Consider the following 21,236-nt stretch of genomic DNA (forward strand, 5'->3'; position numbering starts at 1 on the left):
TTACAGCGCCGCGCGTCTTTTCAGACGCGCAAAGGACGCTGTAACACTTTGAATCGACGCATCGTGCTTTCCGAAAATCGATTCCGATTTTCGGGCCGATGCGGTAGACAATCAGACCTGTTATGAAAGTGGAGAGGAATTGCGTCCATGAAAATCAAGCTCCCGCACGCCGGCCTTCTTTTATCTCCAGCTGTGCCAGCTGGGGCCGCCGACCCGGCGCTCGGCGATCTGCCGGTCTGGAAGCTGCAGGATCTTTATCCCTCCGCTACCTCCACCGCCTTCGTCGCCGACATGGAAAAGGCCGGCAAGGCCGCAATCGCCTTTGAAGAAAAGTGGAAGAGCAAACTCACGGAGGCGGCGGCGAAGACCGACGCTGAGGGCATCGGCGCGGCCCTGAAGGAATATGAGGCGCTGGACGACATCATCGGCCGCCTCGGCTCCTTTGCCGGCCTCACCTATTTCTCCGACACCACCAACCCGACAAACGGCAAGCTCTATGGCGACGTACAGGCCAAGATTACCGAATTTTCCGGCCATCTCCTGTTTTTCGCGCTGGAACTGAACCGCATCGACGACGCGGTGATAGACGCCTGCATCGCGAATGATCCCGCCGCTGGGCACTATCGTCCTTGGCTGCTCGACCTCAGGAAGGACAAGCCCTACCAGCTCGACGACAGGCTGGAACAGCTATTCCTCGAGAAGTCGATGACATCGGCCGCCGCCTTCAACCGCCTCTTCGACGAAACCATGGCGGAACTTCGCTACGACATCGATGGCGAGAAAGTGCCGCTCGAAGTGGCGCTGAACAGGCTGCAGGAAAAGGATCCTGAGGCGCGACGCAAGGCGGCCATGGCGCTCGCTGAAACCTTCAAGGCGAATATCCGCACCTTCACGCTGATCACCAACACCCTTGCCAAGGACAAGGAGATCGCCGACCGCTGGCGCGGCTTCGAGGACATCGCCGACAGCCGCCACCTGGCAAACCGTGTCGAGCGCGAGGTCGTCGATGCGCTGGCCGCGGCCGTCCGCGAAGCCTATCCCCGCCTTTCGCATCGCTATTACAAGATGAAGGCGAAATGGCTCGGTATGGAGCAGATGAATTTCTGGGACCGCAACGCGCCCCTTCCGGAAACCTCCAGCGCCATCATCTCCTGGCCGGAGGCGAAGGATACGGTGCTGTCGGCCTATGGCAATTTTGCCCCGGAGATGGCGGATATAGCCAGGCGCTTCTTCGACGAACAATGGATTGATGCCCCGGTCCGTCCCGGCAAGGCGCCAGGCGCCTTCGCCCATCCGACGGTTCCCTCGGCCCATCCCTATGTGCTCGTCAATTACATGGGCAAGCCGCGCGACGTGATGACGCTTGCCCATGAACTCGGGCACGGTGTGCATCAGGTTCTCGCCGGCGCACAAGGGGCACTGATGTGCCAGACGCCGCTGACGCTTGCCGAAACCGCGTCGGTCTTCGGCGAGATGCTGACCTTCCGCGCGCTGCTGGAAAAGACCACCGACAAACGCGAGCGCAAGGCGATGCTTGCCCAGAAGGTCGAGGACATGATCAACACGGTCGTGCGCCAGATCGCCTTCTATGAATTCGAGCGCAAGCTCCACACCGCCCGCAAATCAGGCGAACTGACGGCCGACGACATCGGCGAACTCTGGCTCTCCGTCCAGTCGGAAAGCCTCGGGCCGGCGATCAGCATTTCCGAGGGATACGAGACCTACTGGGCTTATATCCCCCATTTCATCCACTCGCCCTTTTATGTCTACGCCTATGCCTTCGGCGATTGCCTGGTAAATTCGCTCTATGCCGTCTACCAGAAAGCCGAGAAGGGCTTCCAGGAGAAGTATTTCGAACTGCTGAGGGCCGGCGGCACCAAGCATCACTCGGAACTGCTGAAGCCTTTCGGCCTCGACGCCACCGATCCGTCGTTCTGGAGCCAGGGCCTGTCGATGATCGAAGGGCTGATCGATGAGCTGGAAGCGTTAGATAGAGCGGCCTGATCAGCCCTGTCCCCACGCCAAACCTCTTCCCGCATGCGAGAAGAGGTGCCGGCAGGCGGATGAAGGATCGCGCTCCAAGAAAAGACGCCGCCGATGGCCGAAACCCAACCCACTATTCTCTTCCGCGACGACGTGACCGGACAGGTGATGCTCTTTGCCGAGCCGGCAGAGATCATCGTTGCCAGGACGCGCGCCGAGTTCTTTGCAGGCCTTGCCCGGATGGAGCAGGCCAAGGCCGCAGGCAAATGGCTTGCCGGCTACATGGCCTATGAGGCCGGATACCTCTTCGAGGAAAAACTCGCTCCCTTCGCCAGGGAACATCGCGACACCCCGCTCATCTGTTTCGGCGTCTTCGACGCTCCGCAGCCGGATACGCATCCGCTTGCCCAGCCAAAACAGCGCCTCGAAAACGAGGAATTCCTCACCGCTCCGAAAGCCGCCTGGGATTTCCCTATATATAAGGAGCGCTTCGACCGCCTCCACAAGCACCTACGGCTCGGCGACGCCTATCAGACGAACCTCACCATGCCGGTCGAGGCCCGCTGGAACGGCGATCCCCGTGCCGCCTTCTGGTCGCTGATCGAACGCCAGCCGGTTAAATACGGCGCACTGGTCGATCTCGGCGGCCCAATTATCCTTTCGCGTTCGCCCGAACTTTTCTTCCGCACCGATGAACAGGGCTGGATCGAGACCCATCCGATGAAGGGCACGGCAAAACGCGGCACGACTGCCGCCGAGGATGCCGAGATCATCGAGGCGATGCGCAGCGATATCAAGACGCAGGCGGAAAACCGCATGATCGTCGATCTGCTGCGCAACGATATCTCCCGCATCACCGAGGTCGGCACGCTCGACGTCCCGAAGCTCTTCGACATCGAGACCTATCCGACCGTCCACCAGATGGTGAGCCATGTCCAGGCAAGGCTCCGCCCCGATCTTTCGATCCGCGACATCTTCTCCGCACTCTTCCCCTGCGGTTCGATCACCGGCGCGCCAAAGATGCGGGCAATGGAACTCCTCCATGCGCTCGAGGATGCCCCGCGCGACGCCTATTGCGGCGCGATCGGCATGATCTCGCCCACCGGCGCCATGCGTTTCTCCGTTGCCATCCGCACCATCACGCTTTTTGAGGGCGGCAGGGCCGTCTTCAATGTCGGCGGCGGCATCGTCTTCGATTCGACCGCCGAGGCCGAATATGAGGAATGCCTGCTCAAGGCCCGCTTCGCTGTCGGCGACCAATGGATTGCGCGATGATCGATTTTTCGCTGATCGAGACGCTGCGCTGGCAGCCTGGCGAGGGCTTCATCCGGCTGCGGCTGCATCTCGCCCGGCTTTCCCGCTCCGCCCGTCGCCTTGGATTCCCGCAGCCGACCGCCGCGGCAGCGAAGCTCGAAGCAGCCGCTGCAGATGCCGTCGGTCCGCGCCGCATCCGCCTGACCTTCGACGCGCAAGGCCATATCGAAATAACGAGTGCCGCCTTCGTTCCGTTGGCACCGGACACGGTCTGGACCGTCCGTTTCGCCGAGACTCGCCTCGATTCCGCCGACACGCTGCTCCGCGTCAAGACCACGCGCCGTGCCGTCTACGAGGCCGCACGCGCCGAATACAGGCCTGATGAGGCCGATGAAGTCATCCTTTTGAACGAACGCAGCGAAGTCTGCGAGGGCACCATCACCTCGATCTTCCTGGACGATGGAACCGGTATCCTCCGCACCCCGCCCATCTCCTGCGGCCTGCTTGCCGGCGTGCTGCGGACCGAGCTCATCTGCCGGCGCCAGGCCCGTGTCGGCCGCATCACGCTTGCCGATCTCGATGCCGGCACGTTTTATATCGGCAACTCGCTGCGCGGCCTGATCCGCGCAAACCTCGTCAGGAGCTGACCATGTTCATTCTCTCCCTCACCTATGTGAAACCCAACGATGAAGCCGACAGGCACATGGAGCCACACATGGCCTGGGTGAAAGAGGGTTATGCCAAGGGCTGGTTTCTGGCTTCCGGCCGCAAGGTGCCGCGTACCGGCGGCGTCATCCTCGCAATCGGCGAGCGCGCTGCAATCGAGGCCTATGTCGCCGCCGATCCCTTCACCATCCATAGCGTTGCCGAATACGAAATCACCGAGCTTGCCGTCACGACGGCGGTCGAAGGACTGGAAATCCTGAAGGGCTGAATTTAGAGGAGCCGATCATGGATGATCTCGCAGCCCATCTGAAAGAGCTCGAGGAAAAGCTCTTCGAACCATCGGTGCGTGCCTCGCGGGAGATGCTGACCGCGCTGCTCTCGCGCGATTTCCGCGAAATCGGTAGTTCCGGGCGGCTCTATACCTTCGACGTCATCGTGCCAGCGCTCCTGGCCGAGAAACGGACGGGTACGTCACGCGGGGAGCATTTCGAAACCCAGCGGCTCGCCGAACACATTGCGCTCGTCACCTATCGGGCCATCTACACCGACCCTGACGGAAGCGAAAGGCGAACGCTGCGTAGTTCCATCTGGCGGTTGGAGGATGACGGGCACTGGCGCATGCTTTTCCACCAGGGCACCGTTATAGGTTAAGGCGGGCAGCCGACTCTCTCACCCCGGTGACGGGCTCCCCCCTCTCGCGCCGAAGCTTTCTCGCCCGCCCGATATTTGACCTTTCCCCGTCAACGCCCTTTATTGTGACGCCGTTTTATGGTTAGAGCCGGTCACTTCGCACTCTCTGCGGCAATTTCAAAATAATTCTTCGGGCTGAACGCCTTCGTCGCCTTCCACAGGAGAAAAGAATGACGGAACAAAACTATCCGGTATATGCCGAAATTACCGGTCCGATCGTGATGATCGGCTTTGGCTCCATCGGTCGCGGCACCCTGCCCCTGATCGAGCGCCATTTCAAATTCGACAAGAGCCGGATGGTCGTCATCGATCCGCGGGAAGAGCCCTCCGACATGGAGATCCTGCGCAAGCACGGCGTTCGTCACGTCAAGGAACATGTCACCAAGGACAACTACAAGGAACTGCTGAAGCCGCTGCTGACGGAAGGCGAAGGCCAGGGCTTCTGCGTCAACCTCTCGGTCGACACCTCCTCGCTCGACATCATCAAGCTCTGCCGCAAACTCGACGTTCCCTATATCGACACCGTCGTCGAACCCTGGCTCGGCTTCTATTTCGACAAGGGCATGAGCAACGCCGACCGCACCAATTATGCGCTGCGCGAAACCATGCGCAAGGAAAAGGCGAAGAACCCGGGTGGCGCCACCGCCGTCTCCACCTGCGGCGCCAATCCCGGCATGGTCTCCTGGTTCGTCAAGCAGGCGCTCGTCAACCTCGCCAACGACACCGGCCTCAAATTCGACGAACCGGACCAGCATGATCGCGAAGGCTGGGCAAAGCTCATGAAAAAGCTCGGCGTCAAGGGCGTCCACATCGCCGAGCGCGACACCCAGCGCACCAAGCATCCGAAGCCGCTCAACGTCTTCTGGAACACATGGTCCGTCGAAGGCTTCATCTCCGAAGGCTTGCAGCCTGCCGAACTCGGCTGGGGCACGCATGAAGAATGGATGCCGAAGAACGCCAAGAAGCACAAGAAGGGCAACAAGGCGGCGATCTACCTGGAGCAGCCGGGCGCCAACACCCGCGTGCGCACCTGGTGCCCGACGCCCGGCCCGCAATATGGCTTCCTCGTCACCCACAACGAGTCGATCTCGATCGCCGATTTCTTCACCGTTCGCGACAAGGACGGCGAAGTGACTTTCCGCCCGACCTGCCACTATGCCTACCATCCGGCCAACGACGCCGTGCTCTCTCTACACGAAATGTTCGGCAATGGCGGCACGCCGCAGCCGGTCCATCACGTTCTCGGCGAGGACGAGCTGGAGGACGGCATCGACGAACTCGGCGTACTGCTCTACGGCCACGAGAAGAATGCCTACTGGTATGGCTCGCGCCTGTCGCTGGAAGAAACCCGCCGCATCGCCCCCTACCAGAACGCCACCGGCCTGCAGGTCACATCAGCCGTCCTCGCCGGGATGGTCTGGGCGCTGGAAAACCCGAATGCCGGCATCGTCGAAGCCGACGAGATCGATTACAAGCGCTGCCTCGAGGTGCAGATGCCGTATCTCGGCCCGGTCGAGGGTCACTACACCGACTGGACCCCGCTCGACGGCCGTCCGGGCCTCTTCCCCGAGGATATCGACACCAAGGATCCGTGGCAGTTCAGGAACATTCTGGTTCGCTGAGATTGCCTGCACGGCTTTGACAATGCCCGCCGCAAGGCGGGCATTTTTGTAACGCCGGCTGTCTAAATGCCGCCCGCCGCCCCACCAAGGCTTGCCTTCATGCCGGGCGCGCGCCATGTTTTGCCCGAACTTGGCGGCCGTCCGCCGCGCCGATTCGCCGGGAGAAGCCTTATGAAAATCAGAACTGGTCTCGTTCTTGTCGGTGCAGCGGCCGCTCTTGCCGCCTGCGTTTCATCAGAGCCGCGTCGCCTGCCGATTGCAACCGCGCCCGCCGCCACCGGCGTGGAAGGCAACTGGAGCGATCCGAACGGCATCGTTTCCACCTTCCAGGGCGGTACTTTCACCACCCGCACGACCGACAGCAACCAGCTTCTTGCCTCGGGCACCTATATCAATACCTCACCGACCCTCGTGGAGATCAACATGACCTCGCTGGTGCGCAAGACCCAGTCCAAGGTCAATTGCGCCCTCGTCAACCCGAGCCAGCTCAATTGCACCTCCGATTCCGGCGCACAGTTCACACTTTCCCGCCGCGGCTGAACGATGAGGCGGTAGGCTGAGCACAGCATGCKGGCCCTCGCCTTTTACCTCGTCCTGCTGCTCGCCATGCCGCTTGCGGCAATTGCGGTCGTTTCGCCGGCCAACGAATATCGTGCCCAGGGCATCGCCGCTCCCGATTGCGACGGGCCGCTGCAGGTGCTGATCTTCGCCGTGCCGGCAGTCCTGATCTATGGTGCAGGCGCCCTCCTTGCCTATCGGGCCGGCCGGCGCTTTCATCGCCTCGTTTCCCTTCTCTGCTTGATCATCGCGCTCGCCACGGTCCCGAATATCGCAGAGGCCGTGCACGAACTCTACCGAAACGCCGCCGACGGCGAATGCCGGGGATAAGCAGCCCGGCTTTTTTGCCCTGCCCCCTTGGAAAGCGTCCCGCCTGGCCCAGCTTTCTCTTGCGGTCGTGCATCGTCTGATGGAACATCCGCAGGCCGGGAAACCGCCCCGGCGCACGATGAAAGGGATCGGCGAGGGATCAGGGGGATCTTTCGCCTCAATCAGGAGAACAGGGATGACGAAGTCTTTCAGCTTCGGTCTTTTGACCGCGTCCATGCTGGCGCTGAGCACAGGCGCCGCCTTTGCAGATTACGAACTCAATATTCTTCATATCAACGATTTCCACTCGCGCATCGAATCGGTCAACAAGTTCGACTCCACCTGCTCGGCCGAAGAGGAAGGCAAGAAGGAATGCTTCGGGGGTGCTGCCCGCCTGAAGACCGCGATCGATCAGCGCCGCCAGGCGCTATCCGGCAAGAACGTCCTCCTCTTGAATGCCGGCGACAATTTCCAGGGCTCCCTCTTCTACACGACCTACAAGGGAGCAGCCGAAGCCGAGTTCCTGAACCTGATGAAGTTCGACGCCATGACCGTCGGCAATCATGAATTTGACGACAGCGAGGACGGGCTTGCGACCTTCCTCGACAAGGTGCAGTTCCCTGTCGTGACGGCGAATGTCAAGGCGACAGCCGCCTCCAAGCTCGGCGACCGCATCAAGCCCTCGCTGGTGCTCGATGTCGCCGGCCAGAAGATCGGTATCGTCGGCGCCGTCACCAATGACACGGCAGAGCTTTCCTCCCCCGGCCCGAACGTCACGATCGCCGATGACGTCCAGAGCATTACCGCGGCCGTTCAGGATCTGAAGGGCCAGGGCGTCAACAAGATCATCGCGCTGACCCATGTCGGTTACCCCCGAGATCTCGCCCTGATCGCCAAGATCCCGGATGTCGATGTCGTCGTCGGCGGCCATTCCCATAGCCTGCTCTCGAACACCGACCCCAAGGCCGAAGGCCCCTATCCGACGATGGTCGACAATCCCGGCGGCTATAAAGTGCCGGTCGTCCAGGCTGCCTCCTACAGCAAGTATCTCGGCGATCTCGTCGTCAATTTCGACGATAGCGGCGTCGTCAAAGATGCCAAGGGCGATCCGATCCTGATCGATTCCACCTTCACGCCTGATCCGGCTGTCCTTGCCCGTATCGGCGAACTCGCAAAGCCGATCGAAGAACTGCGCAAGAAGGTGATCGGCTCCTCCGAAAGCCCGATCGAAGGCGACCGCAAGGTCTGCCGCGTCAAGGAATGCTCGATGGGCAATCTGGTGGCCGACGCCATGCTCGATCGCACCAAGAACCAGGGCGTCACCATCGCCGTCCAGAACGGCGGCGGCCTGCGCGCTTCGATCGACGGCGGCGAGGTCACCCAGGGCGAGGTCATCACCGTCCTGCCTTTCCAGAACACGCTCGCTACGTTTGAGACGACTGGCGCAGATGTCGTCAAAGCGCTCGAAAATGGCGTCAGCCAGATCGACCAGGGCGCTGGGCGCTTCCCGCAGGTCGCCGGCCTGAAGTTCGCCTTCGACCAGTCGAAGCCTKTCGGCAGCCGCGTCGGCGATGTCCAGGTGAAGGAAGGCGACAATTTCGCTCCGATCGATCCCGCCAAGACCTACAAAGTCGCCACCAACAATTTCATGCGGGCCGGCGGCGATGGCTATTCGATCTTTAAGGAAGGCAAGAACGCCTATGATTACGGTCCGGACCTTGCCGACGTGACCGCCGAATATGTCGCTGCGCATTCGCCCTACAAGCCATATACGGATGGCCGCGTCACCGAACTGGCGCAGGCAGCGCCTGCTCCCTCCGCTTCCGAGCCGGCGCCTGCCGCACCGGCTGCTCCGGCCCCCTCTGCCGAACCCAGCCCCGCGCCCGCTGCTCCTGCTCCATCCACCGAGCCGGCACCCGCTGCCCCCGCACCAGCAACACCGGCGCCCGCTACTGAACCAGCGCCGGCACCGGCAGCCTCCGCACCTGCCGCAACGACGCCTTCCACCCATGTCATCGCTGCGGGCGACACCTTCTGGGATCTCGCCGTGACCTTCTATGGCGACGGCACGATGTGGCGGAAGCTTTCGGATGCCAATGGCAAGCCGAACCCGCGTCACCTGACGGTCGGCAAGGAGATCGAGGTCCCCGCCAAGTAAGACGATTTGTCCCGATGCCACTGGCCGGTCCGGGGTTTCCCGGGCCGGTTTTTCTTTCTATAGGGTGAACCACGTTCTCGGGGCTGCGTATGAGCCGACGGGACAAAAGAGTGTTGGGGCCAGAATGACAGCAGATATTTCACTCCGCCCGGCGGACCATCCGGCCGTCAAGTCAGGCAAGGTCGGTGTCCTGTTGGTCAATCTCGGCACGCCTGACGGCACCGACTATACCTCGATGCGCCGCTATCTCAGGGAATTCCTGACCGATCGCCGCGTCATCGAATGGTCGCCCTGGAAGTGGTATCCGATCCTGTTCGGCATCGTGCTCAACATCCGCCCGCAGAAGGTCGGCAAGGCCTACGAGCTGATCTGGAACAAGGAGAGGAACGAAAGTTATCTGCGCACCTATACCCGCAACCAGTCGGAGCTGATGGCCGAGCGCCTGAAGGATCTTGATAACGTCAAGGTCGACTGGGCGATGCGTTATGGCACCCCGTCGATCGCCTCGCGCATCGACGCGCTGAAAGAAGAGGGCTGCGACCGCATCGTGCTCTTCCCACTCTATCCGCAATATGCCGCGGCGACGACCGCCACCGTCAACGACAAGGCCTTCCAGAAGCTGCTCTCGATGCGCTGGCAGCCGGCGCTGCGCACCGTTCCCGCCTATCATGACGACGAGACCTATATCGAGGCGCTCGCCGCCTCGGTCGAAAGGCATCTTTCGACCCTCGACTGGAAGCCCGAGATGCTGCTTGCCTCCTTCCACGGCATACCGATGTCCTATTTCAAGCAGGGCGACCCCTACTACTGTCAATGCCAGAAGACCGGCCGGCTGCTGCGCGAGCGGCTCGGGTTGAACGCGGAAAACTTCATGGCTACCTTCCAGTCCCGCTTCGGGCCGGAGGAATGGCTGCAGCCCTACACCGACAAGACGGTGGAGAAGCTCGCCAGGGACGGCGTCAAGCGCATCGCCGTCATCAATCCCGGCTTCGTCTCCGACTGTCTGGAAACGCTGGAGGAGATTGCCGAACAGGCCGCCCATTCCTTCCACGAGAATGGCGGCGAGAATTTCGCGCATATTCCCTGCCTCAACGACGGCGAGGACGGCATGAAGGTGCTGGAAAAGGTCGTCCGCCGCGAATTGCAGGGCTGGGTCTGAGAAACCGTCTTCAGAAAGCAGCATCGGACGAGGAACTGGAAACAGCCCAATGACTTAGACGAAACGGAACCTCCTTTTCGCTTGGAGGCTAGCCGGTTGTGCCATCATTTCTTCCTCGCAAAGAACGTGCTAACTCACCACATGAGTTGGGCAGGCGCGCATGCGCCGATAGGAGGAATTTTTCATGCTGTTCGGCGGCTTCGACATCGTCGTGATCGTGCTGGTCATCTTCGTCATCCTGGTGCTCTTTGCCGGGATCAAGACAGTCCCGCAGGGCTACCGCTATACGATCGAGCGCTTCGGGCGTTATACTCGCACGCTGGAGCCAGGCCTCAACCTCATCACCCCCTTCATCGAGCGCGTCGGCGCCAAGTTGAACGTGATGGAGCAAGTGCTGAACGTGCCGACCCAGGAGGTGATAACCAAGGATAATGCCTCGGTTTCGGCCGATGCCGTCTCCTTCTATCAGGTGCTGAACGCCGCCCAGGCTGCCTATCAGGTCTCCAACCTCGAAAACGCCATCCTCAATCTGACCATGACCAACATCCGCTCGGTCATGGGTTCGATGGATCTCGACGAACTGCTCTCCAACCGCGATGCGATCAACGACCGGCTGCTGCGCGTCGTCGACGAGGCCGTGCATCCCTGGGGCATCAAGGTCACCCGCGTCGAGATCAAGGATATCCAGCCGCCGCGCGACCTCGTCGATGCGATGGCCCGCCAGATGAAGGCCGAGCGCGAGAAGCGGGCGCAGGTGCTGGAGGCCGAAGGCTCGCGCAACGCGCAGATCCTCAGGGCCGAAGGCGCCAAGCAATCCGCCATTCTCCAAGCCGAAGGCCAGCGCGAGGCTGCCTTCCGCAACGCTGAAGCCCGCGAACGCCTGGCCGAGGCCGAGGCCAAGGCGACGAAGATGGTCTCTGAAGCGATCGCCGCCGGCGACATCCAGGCGATCAACTATTTCGTCGCCCAGAAATATACCGAGGCGCTCACCTCGATCGGTTCGGCGCCCAATTCCAAGATCGTGATGATGCCGATGGAAGCCTCTTCCATCCTGAGCTCGCTCGGTGGCATCGGCGCCATTGCCCGCGAAGTCTTCGGCGATGCCGGCAACAGCCCGTCAACGCCGCTGCCGGTACCGCCGCGTCCGCGTCCCGCACCGGCGCGCTCGACGCCGCCGATCAATCCGTCGACCCCCAATCCTTTCAACCCCGAGCAGGAGCGTTAAGCCATGCTGGCGAAGATCGTCGCCGAACTCGGTCCGTGGAGCTGGTGGGTCGCGGGCCTCGTGCTGCTCGCCGCGGAATTGATCGTTCCCGGCTTCTTCCTGGTCTGGATCGGCCTTGCCGCCTTGATCGTCGGCGCGCTGTCGCTGCTCTTCTGGGACAGCGCCTTCTGGGTCTGGGAGTTGCAGGCGATCCTCTTTGCGCTTCTCGCCGTTGCCACGACCTTCGCCGGCCGCCGGCTGACGCTGCGCAACGCCACAACCGACGAGCCCTTCCTCAATCAGCGCGGCGCTAGCCTCGTCGGCCGCACGGCGACGCTGCACGAACCGATCCGCGAAGGCCGCGGCCGCATCCGCCTCGACGATACGCTATGGCAGGTGATGGGACCCGACTTGCCCGTCGGAACGCAAGTGAAGGTGGTTTCGAGCAACGGCCGCGACCTGACGGTGGAACCCGTCTGATCAAACGGCTGTGATCAGGCGACGCCGATCCGCAACAGGTCGTGGAAATGCACCAGCCCGACCGGCCGGCGGTCTTCGTCGATGACGATCAGCGCGCCGATGTGATGCTGGTTGAGCAGCGCCAGGGCTGCGGTCGCCAGCACCGTCTGCTTCACCGTCTTCGGCGTCCGCGTCATGATGTCGTCGACGGCAAGCTCGGCAAGATTGCGCGTCAGGTTGCGCGCCATGTCGCCTTCGGTGACGATGCCGCAGAGCCGCCCATCTTCGTCCAGCACGCCGACGCAGCCGAAATGCTTGCGCGACAGCACCGTGATCGCCTCCGGCATCGGTGTGCCCTTGGCAACGAGCGGCAGCCGCTCGCCGGTATGCATGATATCGGCGACATGCATCAGGCTCGCGCCCAGCTTGCCGCCGGGATGGAAGACGTGGAAATCCGTGGCGGTAAAGCCGCGCGCCTCCAGGAGCGCCACCGCCAGAGCGTCGCCGATCGCAAGCTGCATCAGCGTCGAGGTCGTCGGCGCCAGCCCATTGGGGCAGGCCTCCTGCTCGTTCGGCATCAGAAGGACGATATCGGCGGCGGCCGCGAGCGAGGACCCTTCGCTGCAGGTGATCGCGATCAGCGGAATGGAGAAGCGCCGCGTGAAGGAAATGATGCTCTTGAGTTCGGCGCTCTCGCCGCCCTTGGAAATCGCCAGCACGACGTCATCGCGCGCGATCATGCCGAGATCGCCGTGATTGGCCTCCGCCGCATGCACGAAAAAGGCAGGTGTCCCGGTTGAGGCGAATGTCGCCGCGAGCTTGGCGCCGATATGCCCGCTCTTGCCGACGCCGGTGACGATAACGCGCCCGGAGATGTCGCCGATGACTTCGACGGCCCGGGTGAAAGGGCCGGCCAATCCATCGTCAAAAGCCTGTTCGAGCGCTTCAAGACCGCGTCTTTCGGTCTCTATCGTGCGTTTTGCCGATTCGAGCACGCTGTTTTCAACGAGGTTGATCGCTCTTCTGTTCATGAAATTGCGTTAGACCTTTTCACTTTCCAAGTCCACCCCGCACTCTTTCCGAATTGTGAACAGCGCCCGCCGACGGCAACGAATGATTAACCACGAGGCTTTACCTTTGGGTAAGAACCGAAAGCATGTCAGGCGCGAATTGCATGGGCCACCCAAAACAGACGAGCAGTGTGACGCCGCTCCGCGCCATGAGCCGTGCCGTCTCTTTTGCCGCGTTCGGCTGCTTGCTTCTCAGCCAGACGGCAGCCTTCGCGCAATCCGCCTCGTCGCAACCGGCAAACAGCCGCTCCGCCGCCTCCCAGGATAACCGCACCACTTATAACACCGCACCCGCCGCCGGTTTCGATGACGAGACCGACGATACCGCCGCTCCCGCGGCAAACGGCACGACCGCAAACGCGGACGACGCCCAGCAGCGGCCCGCCATACCGGATGCACAAGCCGGCGACGACATTACCGGTTCTATCCTCGACGAGGACATACGCCGGCTAAACACCCGTGAAGCGCCGCTCGACGAGGCACTGCCGCGCCGCAGGGCCGCCGAAAGTGCCTCGACAGAGGAAACGCCGGGAATCCCGATCGGCACGTTTGTGCTCCGCCCGAGCGTCACCCAGAGCATCAACACCGAAACCACCAAGGACGGCAATACCACGCAACGGCGCGCCTTTCTTGAAACGGACGCAGCAGCGACCCTGACCTCGGACTGGGGCCGGCATCAGTTGACCGTGACCTCGGAAGGCGCCTGGCAGAAGAATGTCAGCGGCGAGGGTGAGGAACAGCCCTCCTTCAAGATCAACAGCGATCTCAGGCTCGATCTTCCAGACGACACCACGGCGCACCTCATCGCCGGCTATAATTTCTACCGCGAGGACACCGATGATCCCGACGCGATCACCAACGCCGCGCAGCAGTCGGACGTCCAGGAATTTTCGGCCGGCGCCTCCGTCCAGCGCGATTTTGGCATCCTGCGCGGCACGACTGCACTTGCGCTGACACGCTCGATCTATTCGGACGCTAAACTTTCGAACGGCACGAACGTCTCCCTCAGCGACCGCAATCAGACGACGGGCACGTTGCGTGGCCGTGTCGGCTACGAACTGTCACCCGCGCTCATCCCCTTCATCGAGGTCAACATCGGCCGCACGGTCTATGACGAAACGCAAGATTCCGCCGGCTACGAGCGTTCCGGCCATAGCTATGGCGCCAAGGCAGGCGTCGAGGTCGATCTCGGTGAAAAGCTGAAGGGTGAAGTCGGTGTCGGCTACGAGATGGCGGATTTCGAAGACAGCCGCCTGTCCTCGATCGATACGGCCACGCTCGATGCGAGCCTGCTCTGGTCGCCGATCCGCGGCACCGATGTCAATTTCGACCTTCAGACCAGCATCCAGCCCTCGACCACGGCAGGCGAAAGCGGCTACGTCTCGCACGCGCTGACGACGACGGTCACCCACCAGCTGCGCGACAATCTGGTCGGGACGATGATCGGCGGGGTAATATGGCGCGATTATCCCACGGACAGCACCATCAACGACGAGCTCGTCTATACCGCCGCGACCGGCCTGACCTGGAACATCAACCGCTATCTCGATCTGACCAGCACGCTCGGCTACGAGCTAACGACGCGCAAGGAAGGCACCGACTCGCAGCAATGGCGAGCCGGCGTCGGTCTCAAGCTGAAACGCTAGAGCAACTCCAGCAAAAGTGCGGGAGCGGCTTGCATCTGGAAAATGGAAGCGCCGCGCGTCCGATAGGAAGCGCGGCGCTCTATCACTTTGAATCTGCGCTGAGCGGATGCCTTACTTCAGGCCGGCCAGCAGTTCCCTGAAGCCGCCCTCGACGGAGGGGCGGATATCGGCGCGTTCGAGGGCGAAGGCGACGTTTGCCAGGATGAAGCCGTCCTTGGCGCCGCAGTCGTAGGTCGCACCGCGGAAGTGGTAACCGGCGAAATCCTGTTCCTTCAGCAGCTTCAGCATGCCGTCGGTAAGCTGGATCTCGTTGCCGGCGCCGCGCTCCTGGGTCTCGAGGATCTTGAAGATCTCCGGCTGCAGGATATAGCGGCCGTTGATGAAGAAGTTGGAAGGCGCCGTCCCCTTGGCAGGCTTTTCCACCATGCCGGTGATGCGGAAGCCGTCGCCGATCGCCTCGCCGACGCCGACGATGCCGTATTTATGCGCCTGGTCTGGCGCGCATTCCTCGACGGCGATGATATTGCCGCCGCTCTGGCCATAAAGGTCGATCATGCCCTTCATGCAGCCCTTGTCGCCCTTCATGATCATATCCGGCAGCAGCAGTGCGAAGGGTTCGTCGCCGACGATCTCGCGGGCGCACCACACGGCATGGCCGAGGCCGAGAGGCTCCTGCTGGCGAGTGAAGCTCACCGTGCCGGCCTTCGGCAATTGCTGGGCGAGAAGGGTAATTTCCGCCTTCTTGGCGCGCTCGCGCAGCGTCTGTTCCAGCTCGAAATGAATGTCGAAATAATCTTCGATGACGTGCTTGTTGCGTCCTGTGACGAAGACCAGATGTTCGATCCCGGCTTCGATCGCCTCGTCGACGACATATTGAATGATTGGCTTGTCGACGACGGTCAACATTTCCTTCGGAACAGCCTTTGTCGCCGGAAGGAATCGCGTTCCCAACCCGGCAACCGGAAATACTGCTTTACGAACTTTGTTGTGTTGAGCCACACCCGGCCTCCTGCTTCGATCATATCGCTTTGKAAATGGAGTTTTTTAGCTTTAACTAGTATAGAATTGCTACTGTTTTGCAAATGGTGACCGCAGCGGATCGCCATGGTAAAGAATTTGTTGACTCCGTTCCTGTAGTCTCGGGTCTGGGCGGAAATGATGCCCCGCTGCACCAGAAACTGAAGATGACGGATACGACTGTCGATGACCCAGAATCACAAAAACTCCCTTCGTGGTCTTGCTCTCGCCCTCATTGTCGCTGCCCAGGTGGCACTGGTCCCCGACAACGCGAAAGCTGATTCCCGCTTCCAGAAATGGATCGCGGATTTTTACCAGACTGCCGCTCAGAGTGGCATCAGTAAGGCAACCTATCAAAAGGCCTTTTCCGGGGTGAGCGAGCCCGATCCGACCGTGCTCGAAAAGGCCGCCTACCAGCCGGAATTCACCTCGAAGATCTGGGACTATGTCGATTCCCGCGTCAACCCCTATACGGTCAAAATCGGCCGCGAGATGGCCGCCAAACACGCAAGGACGCTCGCTGCGATCGAGCAGCGTTTCGGCGTCGACAAGACCATTTTGCTGGCCATCTGGTCGATGGAATCGAATTACGGCGCGGTTCTCGACAAGGACGACCGGCTGCACTACGTGCCGCGCGCCCTGGCCACGCTTGCCTATGCCGATCCGAGCCGCGCCAAATTCGCCAAGAAGCAGCTGGTCGCCGCGCTGAAGATCCTGCAGAACGGCGATGTACCGGCACGCGAGATGACCGGCTCCTGGGCCGGCGCCATGGGCCACACCCAGTTCATCCCTACAAGCTACCTGCTTTATGCCGTCGATGCCGACGGCAACGGCCATCGCGATATCTGGAACTCGGTGCCTGACGCGCTGGCGACCTCGGCCAACCTCCTGATGAAAAACGGCTGGGACACCGGCAAGACCTGGGGTTATGAGGTCGTCGTTCCCGCAGCGGCCGCCAAACAGGCCGGCAAGACCCATACACTGGCCCAATGGGCAGCACTCGGCCTGACACGCCCGAACGGCAAGGCCTTCCGCGAGAGCGCCACCAAAGCCGTACTGAAGATGCCGGCCGGAGYCGGCGGCCCGGGCTTCCTGATGACGGCCAACTTCTTCACCATCAAGAACTACAATGCCTCGGATAGCTACGCGCTTGCCGTCGGCCTGCTGGCCGACCAGATCGCCGGCTACGGCGGCATGCAGCAACGCTGGCCGCGCCCGGACGGCGCCCTCGATATCACCGAGAAATTCGAGCTGCAGACCCGTCTGAAGACGCTCGGCTACTACAATGGCGAAGTCGACGGCAATTTCGGCTCGGGTTCGAAGGCGGCGATATCAGCCGTGCAGTCGCGTATCGGCATGCAGCCGGACGGCGAGCCCTCCTTGCCGCTTCTGAACGCATTGCGCCGCTAGATCGGGATGATCCCGGCCGGACCGGCCGGAAATCTCAATCCGCATTTGAATCAAGGAAGTAGGGCATGATACCGCCCGAAAACCCCACACACTTTTTGGCATGATGCTCTACAACAGGCAGAACCGTGACCTAGATAATAGCGGGAGTGGACGCTGGCCTACCCTGCGTGCAAGATGCCGGCAGATGCGGAACTGCCCATGACTGAGAAAACTGATCGGACCTGTAAAATCCGCTGGCTCGTGCTCGCCTTGGCGGCGGCTTCGCTATGCCTTGGCGTGTCTGCGCCGGTGCATGTCGCCGAAGCCCAGGAGCAGCGCTATCAACGCCGATCGATCCTCGATTTCTTTCTCGGCCGGCGCTATCTCGATGACGCGCCGCAAGCCCCTGACGTCCAGCAGCCGAGACGCCAGCAGCGCAAACGCCCGCCGGCGCCGAAGGCCATCGTCAATACCCGCACCGCGCCGCCGGTCCGCGCTCCCGTACAGGAGGAGCCGGCGGTGCAAAAGCTCGGCGACGCCCGGACGATCCTGATCGTCGGCGATTTCCTGGCCAGCGGCCTCGGCGACGGCCTCACCGCCGCCTTCGAGACCTCGCCCGGCGTCGTCGTCGAAGCCCGCGGCAACGTCTCCTCGGGTCTTGTCCGCGACGATTATTACGACTGGCCGGAACAGCTGCCGAAGATGATCGACGAGCTGAAGCCGGCAATGGTCGTCGTCATGATCGGCGCCAACGACCGCCAGCAGATGGTGACCGACACCGCCAAGGAAAAATTCCGCACCGACGGCTGGACCAGCGAATACCGCCGTCGTGTCCTTTCCTTCGGCAAGGAAGTTACCGGCCGCAAGATCCCGCTGCTCTGGGTTGGCCTTCCCGCCTTCGAATCAGATTCGATGACGGCCGATGCCGTCCAGATGAATCAGCTTTACCGCAACCAGGTCGAAAGCATCGGCGGCGAATTCGTCGATATCTGGGATGGTTTCGTCGACGAAAACGGCAATTTCATCGTCACCGGTTCGGATGTGAACGGCCAGCAGGTGCGCCTGCGCACCTCCGATGGCATCAACCTGACCCAGGCCGGCCGGCGCAAACTTGCCTTCTATGTGGAAAAACCGGCGCGGCGTCTTCTCGGCACGCAGGCAAGCCCCGATCTGGTCCGCCTCGACTCCAGCAATCTGCCCGGTCTCGGCCTTCCCGCCAATCCGGTCGAACATACCGTGCCGATCAGTCTCTCCGATCCCAATCTCGACGGCGGCGCCGAGCTTCTCGGCGCCAGGCCGCCGCCGATGACGTTGACGCGGTCGCCGCGCGATCTCCTCGTCGAGCAGGGCGAAATGACGCCAGCACCTCCCGGCCGCGTCGATGATTACCGCCTGCCTGTGGTTAAGGCGCCGGCCGAAGTCTCGGTCAAGTGAAAAGCGCCGTCTGAGGTAGCCCTCCGCTTCGTTCCGTCTACTTCGCCGTCGCCTGCGGCCAGCTCAGATAATAGTAGTTTGAGCCGATCAGGCCGAAGAAGGCGTTGCTGTCGTTCGTCTGGTCGACATAGCTGCCGTTTTCCTTGACGAAGGCGCCATCGGCGCCGCGCTCCAGATGCGCGTCGAGGAAGTCGCTCCAGCCGCTGACATCGATATCCTTGCCGGCCTTGCTCTCGGTGTCGGCCTCGTCGGGATCATCGACATCCCAGGCGTTGACCGACACGCCCTGCGTCGGATCGGTGATGGTGAGTGTGCCTGCCTCGAGGGCGGCCAGCATGTCATGGGCCTTGCCGCTCTCGCCTTCGGCCGCAGCCGCATCCTGCAGCTGCTGCTTCAGCATCGACATGAAGGAGGCGCTGGTGACATCGGCGCCGTCACCCGTCGTATCGGTCTCGTCAGACGTGTCGCTTTGGGCTGAAAGCGTGTCGAGCAGCCCGGAAAGGGCCTGGTTGGAAAGAAGCGAGGCGGAGCTCGGATCGAGCCCGTAACTGCTCAGAATGCTGGCGGCCGAAGAACTTTGCGTATCCTGCTCGCTGTCGTCGGAACTGCGAAGGTTTTTCAGGGCATATTGGGCCGAAACCAACCGCGTGCTGTCAAGTGCGGAAACCATTTGAAATGTCCTTGTCGATCATTCGCGGCCTCACGCCGCAGCCGATGGAAATGCATTACGACCAAAACAGCGGGGCACCTCCGCTTCGGTCGCCGCTGGCTCCACCTGAGCCCGCGTCCGGCGGAAAATCTCGCTTCCCGGCATTGCCTGAGGCTTGCGGCGCACGGCCTCCGCGTCAAGCGGTCGCACTACAGCGCGGCGCACCATGAAAAAACTCCGCCGGAGGGGCGGAGTTCGTGGTCTTCGGCAAGGTGCGTAGCCGATAGTCAGTTCGGCAGAACGGTCGAACCCATCAACTCCTCGTCGATGGCGCGCGCCGCCTGGCGGCCCTCACGGATCGCCCAGACCACCAGCGATTGGCCGCGGCGCACGTCACCCGCCGTCCAGAACTTGTCGACCGAAGTCTTGTAGTCGCGGTCGTTGGCGACGACGTTGGTCGAGCCGCGCTTGTCGGTGTTGAGCGTCAGTTTACCCTCGAGTTCCTTCAGCACGCTGCCGGTGAAGGGGCCGCGGAAACCGATGGCGATGAAGGCGAGATCGGCCCTGATGACGAATTCCGTACCCGGAACCGGCCGCCGGCGCTCATCGACCTCGCAGCACTTGACGCCGGTCAGCACACCATCTTCGCCGACGAATTCAAGTGTCGCCACCTGGAATTCACGCACGGCGCCCTCGGCCTGCGAGGAGGAGGTGCGCATCTTCGTCGCCCAGAAGGGCCAGACGGCAAGCTTGTCTTCCTTCTCCGGCGGCTGCGGCCGGATGTCGAGCTGGGTAACCCTGACGGCCCCCTGGCGGAAGGCCGTGCCAACGCAGTCAGAAGCCGTATCGCCGCCGCCGACGACGACGATATGTTTGGCGCCGGCAAGGATCGGGTCCGACGGCCAGCCGATGCTGTCGATGTTTTCGCGCCCGACGCGGCGGTTCTGCTGCACGAGATAGGGCATCGCATCATGCACGCCCGCAAGGTCGGTGCCCGGAATGCCCGCCTCGCGCGGCGTCTCGGAGCCGCCGCAGTAGAGGACGGCGTCGTGATCGGCGAGCAGCTGCTCGACCTTGACGTCGACGCCGACATTGACGCCGCAATGGAAGGTGACGCCCTCGCCCTTCATCTGCTCGACACGGCGGTCGATGAAGTTCTTCTCCATCTTGAAATCGGGAATGCCGTAGCGCAGCAGGCCGCCCGGCTTGGTCTCGCGCTCATACAGATGCACCTCGTGGCCGGCGCGGCCGAGCTGCTGGGCGGCCGCCATGCCGGCGGGGCCGGAGCCGATGACGGCGACCTTCTTGCCGGTATGGACCGTGGCCGGCTGAGGCCGGATGAAGCCGAGCTCATAGGCCTTGTCGGCGATCGCCTGTTCGACCGTCTTGATGGCGACCGGCGCATCCTCGAGATTCAACGTGCAGGCTTCCTCGCAGGGCGCCGGGCAGACGCGACCGGTGAACTCAGGGAAGTTGTTGGTCGAATGCAGGTTCTGGATCGCCGCTTCCCAGTTGTTGTTGTAGACGAGGTCGTTCCAATCGGGAATCTGGTTGTGAACAGGGCAGCCGGTCGGGCCGTGGCAATAGGGGATGCCACAGTCCATGCAGCGCGCGGCCTGTTTCTGCACTTCCGGGTCCGACATCGGGATCGTGAACTCGCGGAAATGGCGGATACGATCCGACGCCGGCTGGTACTTCGCCACCTGCCGGTCGATTTCCAGAAACCCTGTTACCTTACCCATGTTTTCGTCCCTTACCCTCATGACCGCCTCACCGCAGCCAATCTGTCTATCGTCAGTCCCGGTACCCGGGGCAAGTTGCTTGTCTTGACCGTCATTGGACCATATCCCCTGCAAGACATCCGTGCGATCTGAACTGCCTTGGCCATCGGCGTGATCGTCACGGGTCATTGAGATATTTTCGTCATCCGTCACCAGCAGTCAGCAGGTGACGGATGTCCCGGTGCAAT

General features: G+C 62.0%; 19 protein-coding genes. 15 read left to right on the plus strand and 4 right to left on the minus strand.

From position 1 onward, the window contains the following. The first annotated feature begins 147 nt into the window (after positions 1-147). From AC1ECN_RS00755 to AC1ECN_RS00810, 12 genes are all read left to right on the plus strand, one after another. Positions 148-2,004, plus strand: a complete 1,857-nt coding sequence (locus AC1ECN_RS00755) for a M3 family oligoendopeptidase (RefSeq protein WP_130673086.1) — start codon at positions 148-150, stop codon at positions 2,002-2,004. A 93-nt stretch (positions 2,005-2,097) separates the two neighbouring features. Beyond that, on the plus strand, positions 2,098-3,258 hold the full coding sequence (locus AC1ECN_RS00760) for an aminodeoxychorismate synthase component I (protein ID WP_130673087.1): 1,161 nt from the start codon (positions 2,098-2,100) through the stop codon (positions 3,256-3,258). Then, on the plus strand, positions 3,255-3,884 hold the full coding sequence (locus tag AC1ECN_RS00765) for an aminotransferase class IV family protein (RefSeq protein ID WP_024322350.1): 630 nt from the start codon (positions 3,255-3,257) through the stop codon (positions 3,882-3,884). Before AC1ECN_RS00760 ends, AC1ECN_RS00765 begins: the two co-directional genes overlap by 4 nt. 2 nt (positions 3,885-3,886) lie before the next feature. Beyond that, positions 3,887-4,171: a YciI family protein gene (locus AC1ECN_RS00770; RefSeq protein WP_018481084.1), complete on the plus strand. Its 285-nt coding sequence runs from the start codon at positions 3,887-3,889 to the stop codon at positions 4,169-4,171. Positions 4,172-4,188: 17 nt separating this feature from the next. Beyond that, positions 4,189-4,554, plus strand: a complete 366-nt coding sequence (locus AC1ECN_RS00775; RefSeq protein ID WP_024322349.1) for a nuclear transport factor 2 family protein — start codon at positions 4,189-4,191, stop codon at positions 4,552-4,554. A gap of 209 nt (positions 4,555-4,763) precedes the next feature. Next, positions 4,764-6,215 carry a homospermidine synthase gene (locus AC1ECN_RS00780; RefSeq protein ID WP_130673088.1) on the plus strand — a complete coding sequence of 484 codons (1,452 nt, stop codon included), beginning with the start codon at positions 4,764-4,766 and terminating at the stop codon, positions 6,213-6,215. Between the two features lie 171 nt (positions 6,216-6,386). After that, positions 6,387-6,755, plus strand: coding sequence for an outer membrane lipoprotein Omp10 (gene omp10, locus AC1ECN_RS00785; protein WP_017967851.1), 369 nt, complete (start codon positions 6,387-6,389; stop codon positions 6,753-6,755). 27 nt (positions 6,756-6,782) lie between these two features. Then, the gene (locus tag AC1ECN_RS00790) at positions 6,783-7,103 is read left to right on the plus strand and encodes a hypothetical protein (protein WP_477951878.1); all 321 of its coding nucleotides are present in this window, start codon (positions 6,783-6,785) and stop codon (positions 7,101-7,103) included. Between the two features lie 175 nt (positions 7,104-7,278). Continuing rightward, the gene (locus AC1ECN_RS00795) at positions 7,279-9,240 is read left to right on the plus strand and encodes a 5'-nucleotidase C-terminal domain-containing protein (RefSeq protein WP_477951879.1); all 1,962 of its coding nucleotides are present in this window, start codon (positions 7,279-7,281) and stop codon (positions 9,238-9,240) included. A 124-nt stretch (positions 9,241-9,364) separates the two neighbouring features. Continuing rightward, complete coding sequence (hemH, locus tag AC1ECN_RS00800; protein ID WP_130673090.1) at positions 9,365-10,399, plus strand: ferrochelatase; 1,035 nt, start codon at positions 9,365-9,367, stop codon at positions 10,397-10,399. Positions 10,400-10,583: 184 nt separating this feature from the next. Further along, entirely contained in the window at positions 10,584-11,624 is a 1,041-nt protein-coding gene (locus tag AC1ECN_RS00805) for an SPFH domain-containing protein (RefSeq protein ID WP_011653489.1), read from the plus strand. Positions 11,625-11,627: 3 nt separating this feature from the next. Then, the gene (locus AC1ECN_RS00810; protein ID WP_018072823.1) at positions 11,628-12,083 is read left to right on the plus strand and encodes an NfeD family protein; all 456 of its coding nucleotides are present in this window, start codon (positions 11,628-11,630) and stop codon (positions 12,081-12,083) included. Positions 12,084-12,097: 14 nt separating this feature from the next. Here AC1ECN_RS00810 and AC1ECN_RS00815 read toward each other — a convergent pair whose 3' ends face one another. Further along, complete coding sequence (locus tag AC1ECN_RS00815; RefSeq protein WP_018072822.1) at positions 12,098-13,093, minus strand: KpsF/GutQ family sugar-phosphate isomerase; 996 nt, start codon at positions 13,091-13,093, stop codon at positions 12,098-12,100. Positions 13,094-13,236: 143 nt separating this feature from the next. On the opposite strand from AC1ECN_RS00815, the gene AC1ECN_RS00820 reads away from it, so the two are divergent. Further along, positions 13,237-14,778, plus strand: coding sequence for an outer membrane beta-barrel protein (locus tag AC1ECN_RS00820; RefSeq protein ID WP_130673091.1), 1,542 nt, complete (start codon positions 13,237-13,239; stop codon positions 14,776-14,778). A 111-nt stretch (positions 14,779-14,889) separates the two neighbouring features. Here AC1ECN_RS00820 and galU read toward each other — a convergent pair whose 3' ends face one another. Then, a complete protein-coding gene (galU, locus tag AC1ECN_RS00825) occupies positions 14,890-15,777 on the minus strand; it encodes a UTP--glucose-1-phosphate uridylyltransferase GalU (RefSeq protein ID WP_018072820.1) in 888 nt (295 codons plus the stop codon). A gap of 204 nt (positions 15,778-15,981) precedes the next feature. Between galU and AC1ECN_RS00830 the strand changes: the two genes are divergently transcribed. Together AC1ECN_RS00830 and AC1ECN_RS00835 are read left to right on the plus strand one after the other, a co-directional pair. Next, complete coding sequence (locus AC1ECN_RS00830) at positions 15,982-17,205, plus strand: lytic murein transglycosylase (protein WP_477951881.1); 1,224 nt, start codon at positions 15,982-15,984, stop codon at positions 17,203-17,205. 174 nt (positions 17,206-17,379) lie between these two features. Next, a complete protein-coding gene (locus AC1ECN_RS00835) occupies positions 17,380-18,618 on the plus strand; it encodes an SGNH/GDSL hydrolase family protein (protein WP_197727416.1) in 1,239 nt (412 codons plus the stop codon). Between the two features lie 37 nt (positions 18,619-18,655). Here AC1ECN_RS00835 and AC1ECN_RS00840 read toward each other — a convergent pair whose 3' ends face one another. Next, the gene (locus tag AC1ECN_RS00840; protein WP_024322341.1) at positions 18,656-19,288 is read right to left on the minus strand and encodes a hypothetical protein; all 633 of its coding nucleotides are present in this window, start codon (positions 19,286-19,288) and stop codon (positions 18,656-18,658) included. A 266-nt stretch (positions 19,289-19,554) separates the two neighbouring features. Next, positions 19,555-21,009, minus strand: coding sequence for a glutamate synthase subunit beta (locus AC1ECN_RS00845; RefSeq protein ID WP_026170954.1), 1,455 nt, complete (start codon positions 21,007-21,009; stop codon positions 19,555-19,557). Positions 21,010-21,236: the final 227 nt, after the last annotated feature.

It is taken from the genome of Rhizobium sp. 01N447_2 (assembly GCF_056399245.1).

Coding starts and splice junctions, on each gene's coding strand:
- AC1ECN_RS00755 (WP_130673086.1), top strand. CDS start 148: ATGAAAATCAAGCTCCCGCACGCCGGCCTTCTTTTATCTCCAGCTGTG.
- AC1ECN_RS00760 (WP_130673087.1), top strand. CDS start 2,098: ATGGCCGAAACCCAACCCACTATTCTCTTCCGCGACGACGTGACCGGA.
- AC1ECN_RS00765 (WP_024322350.1), top strand. CDS start 3,255: ATGATCGATTTTTCGCTGATCGAGACGCTGCGCTGGCAGCCTGGCGAG.
- AC1ECN_RS00770 (WP_018481084.1), top strand. CDS start 3,887: ATGTTCATTCTCTCCCTCACCTATGTGAAACCCAACGATGAAGCCGAC.
- AC1ECN_RS00775 (WP_024322349.1), top strand. CDS start 4,189: ATGGATGATCTCGCAGCCCATCTGAAAGAGCTCGAGGAAAAGCTCTTC.
- AC1ECN_RS00780 (WP_130673088.1), top strand. CDS start 4,764: ATGACGGAACAAAACTATCCGGTATATGCCGAAATTACCGGTCCGATC.
- omp10 (WP_017967851.1), top strand. CDS start 6,387: ATGAAAATCAGAACTGGTCTCGTTCTTGTCGGTGCAGCGGCCGCTCTT.
- hemH (WP_130673090.1), top strand. CDS start 9,365: ATGACAGCAGATATTTCACTCCGCCCGGCGGACCATCCGGCCGTCAAG.
- AC1ECN_RS00805 (WP_011653489.1), top strand. CDS start 10,584: ATGCTGTTCGGCGGCTTCGACATCGTCGTGATCGTGCTGGTCATCTTC.
- AC1ECN_RS00810 (WP_018072823.1), top strand. CDS start 11,628: ATGCTGGCGAAGATCGTCGCCGAACTCGGTCCGTGGAGCTGGTGGGTC.
- AC1ECN_RS00815 (WP_018072822.1), bottom strand. CDS start 13,093: ATGAACAGAAGAGCGATCAACCTCGTTGAAAACAGCGTGCTCGAATCG.
- AC1ECN_RS00820 (WP_130673091.1), top strand. CDS start 13,237: ATGGGCCACCCAAAACAGACGAGCAGTGTGACGCCGCTCCGCGCCATG.
- AC1ECN_RS00835 (WP_197727416.1), top strand. CDS start 17,380: ATGCCGGCAGATGCGGAACTGCCCATGACTGAGAAAACTGATCGGACC.
- AC1ECN_RS00840 (WP_024322341.1), bottom strand. CDS start 19,288: ATGGTTTCCGCACTTGACAGCACGCGGTTGGTTTCGGCCCAATATGCC.
- AC1ECN_RS00845 (WP_026170954.1), bottom strand. CDS start 21,009: ATGGGTAAGGTAACAGGGTTTCTGGAAATCGACCGGCAGGTGGCGAAG.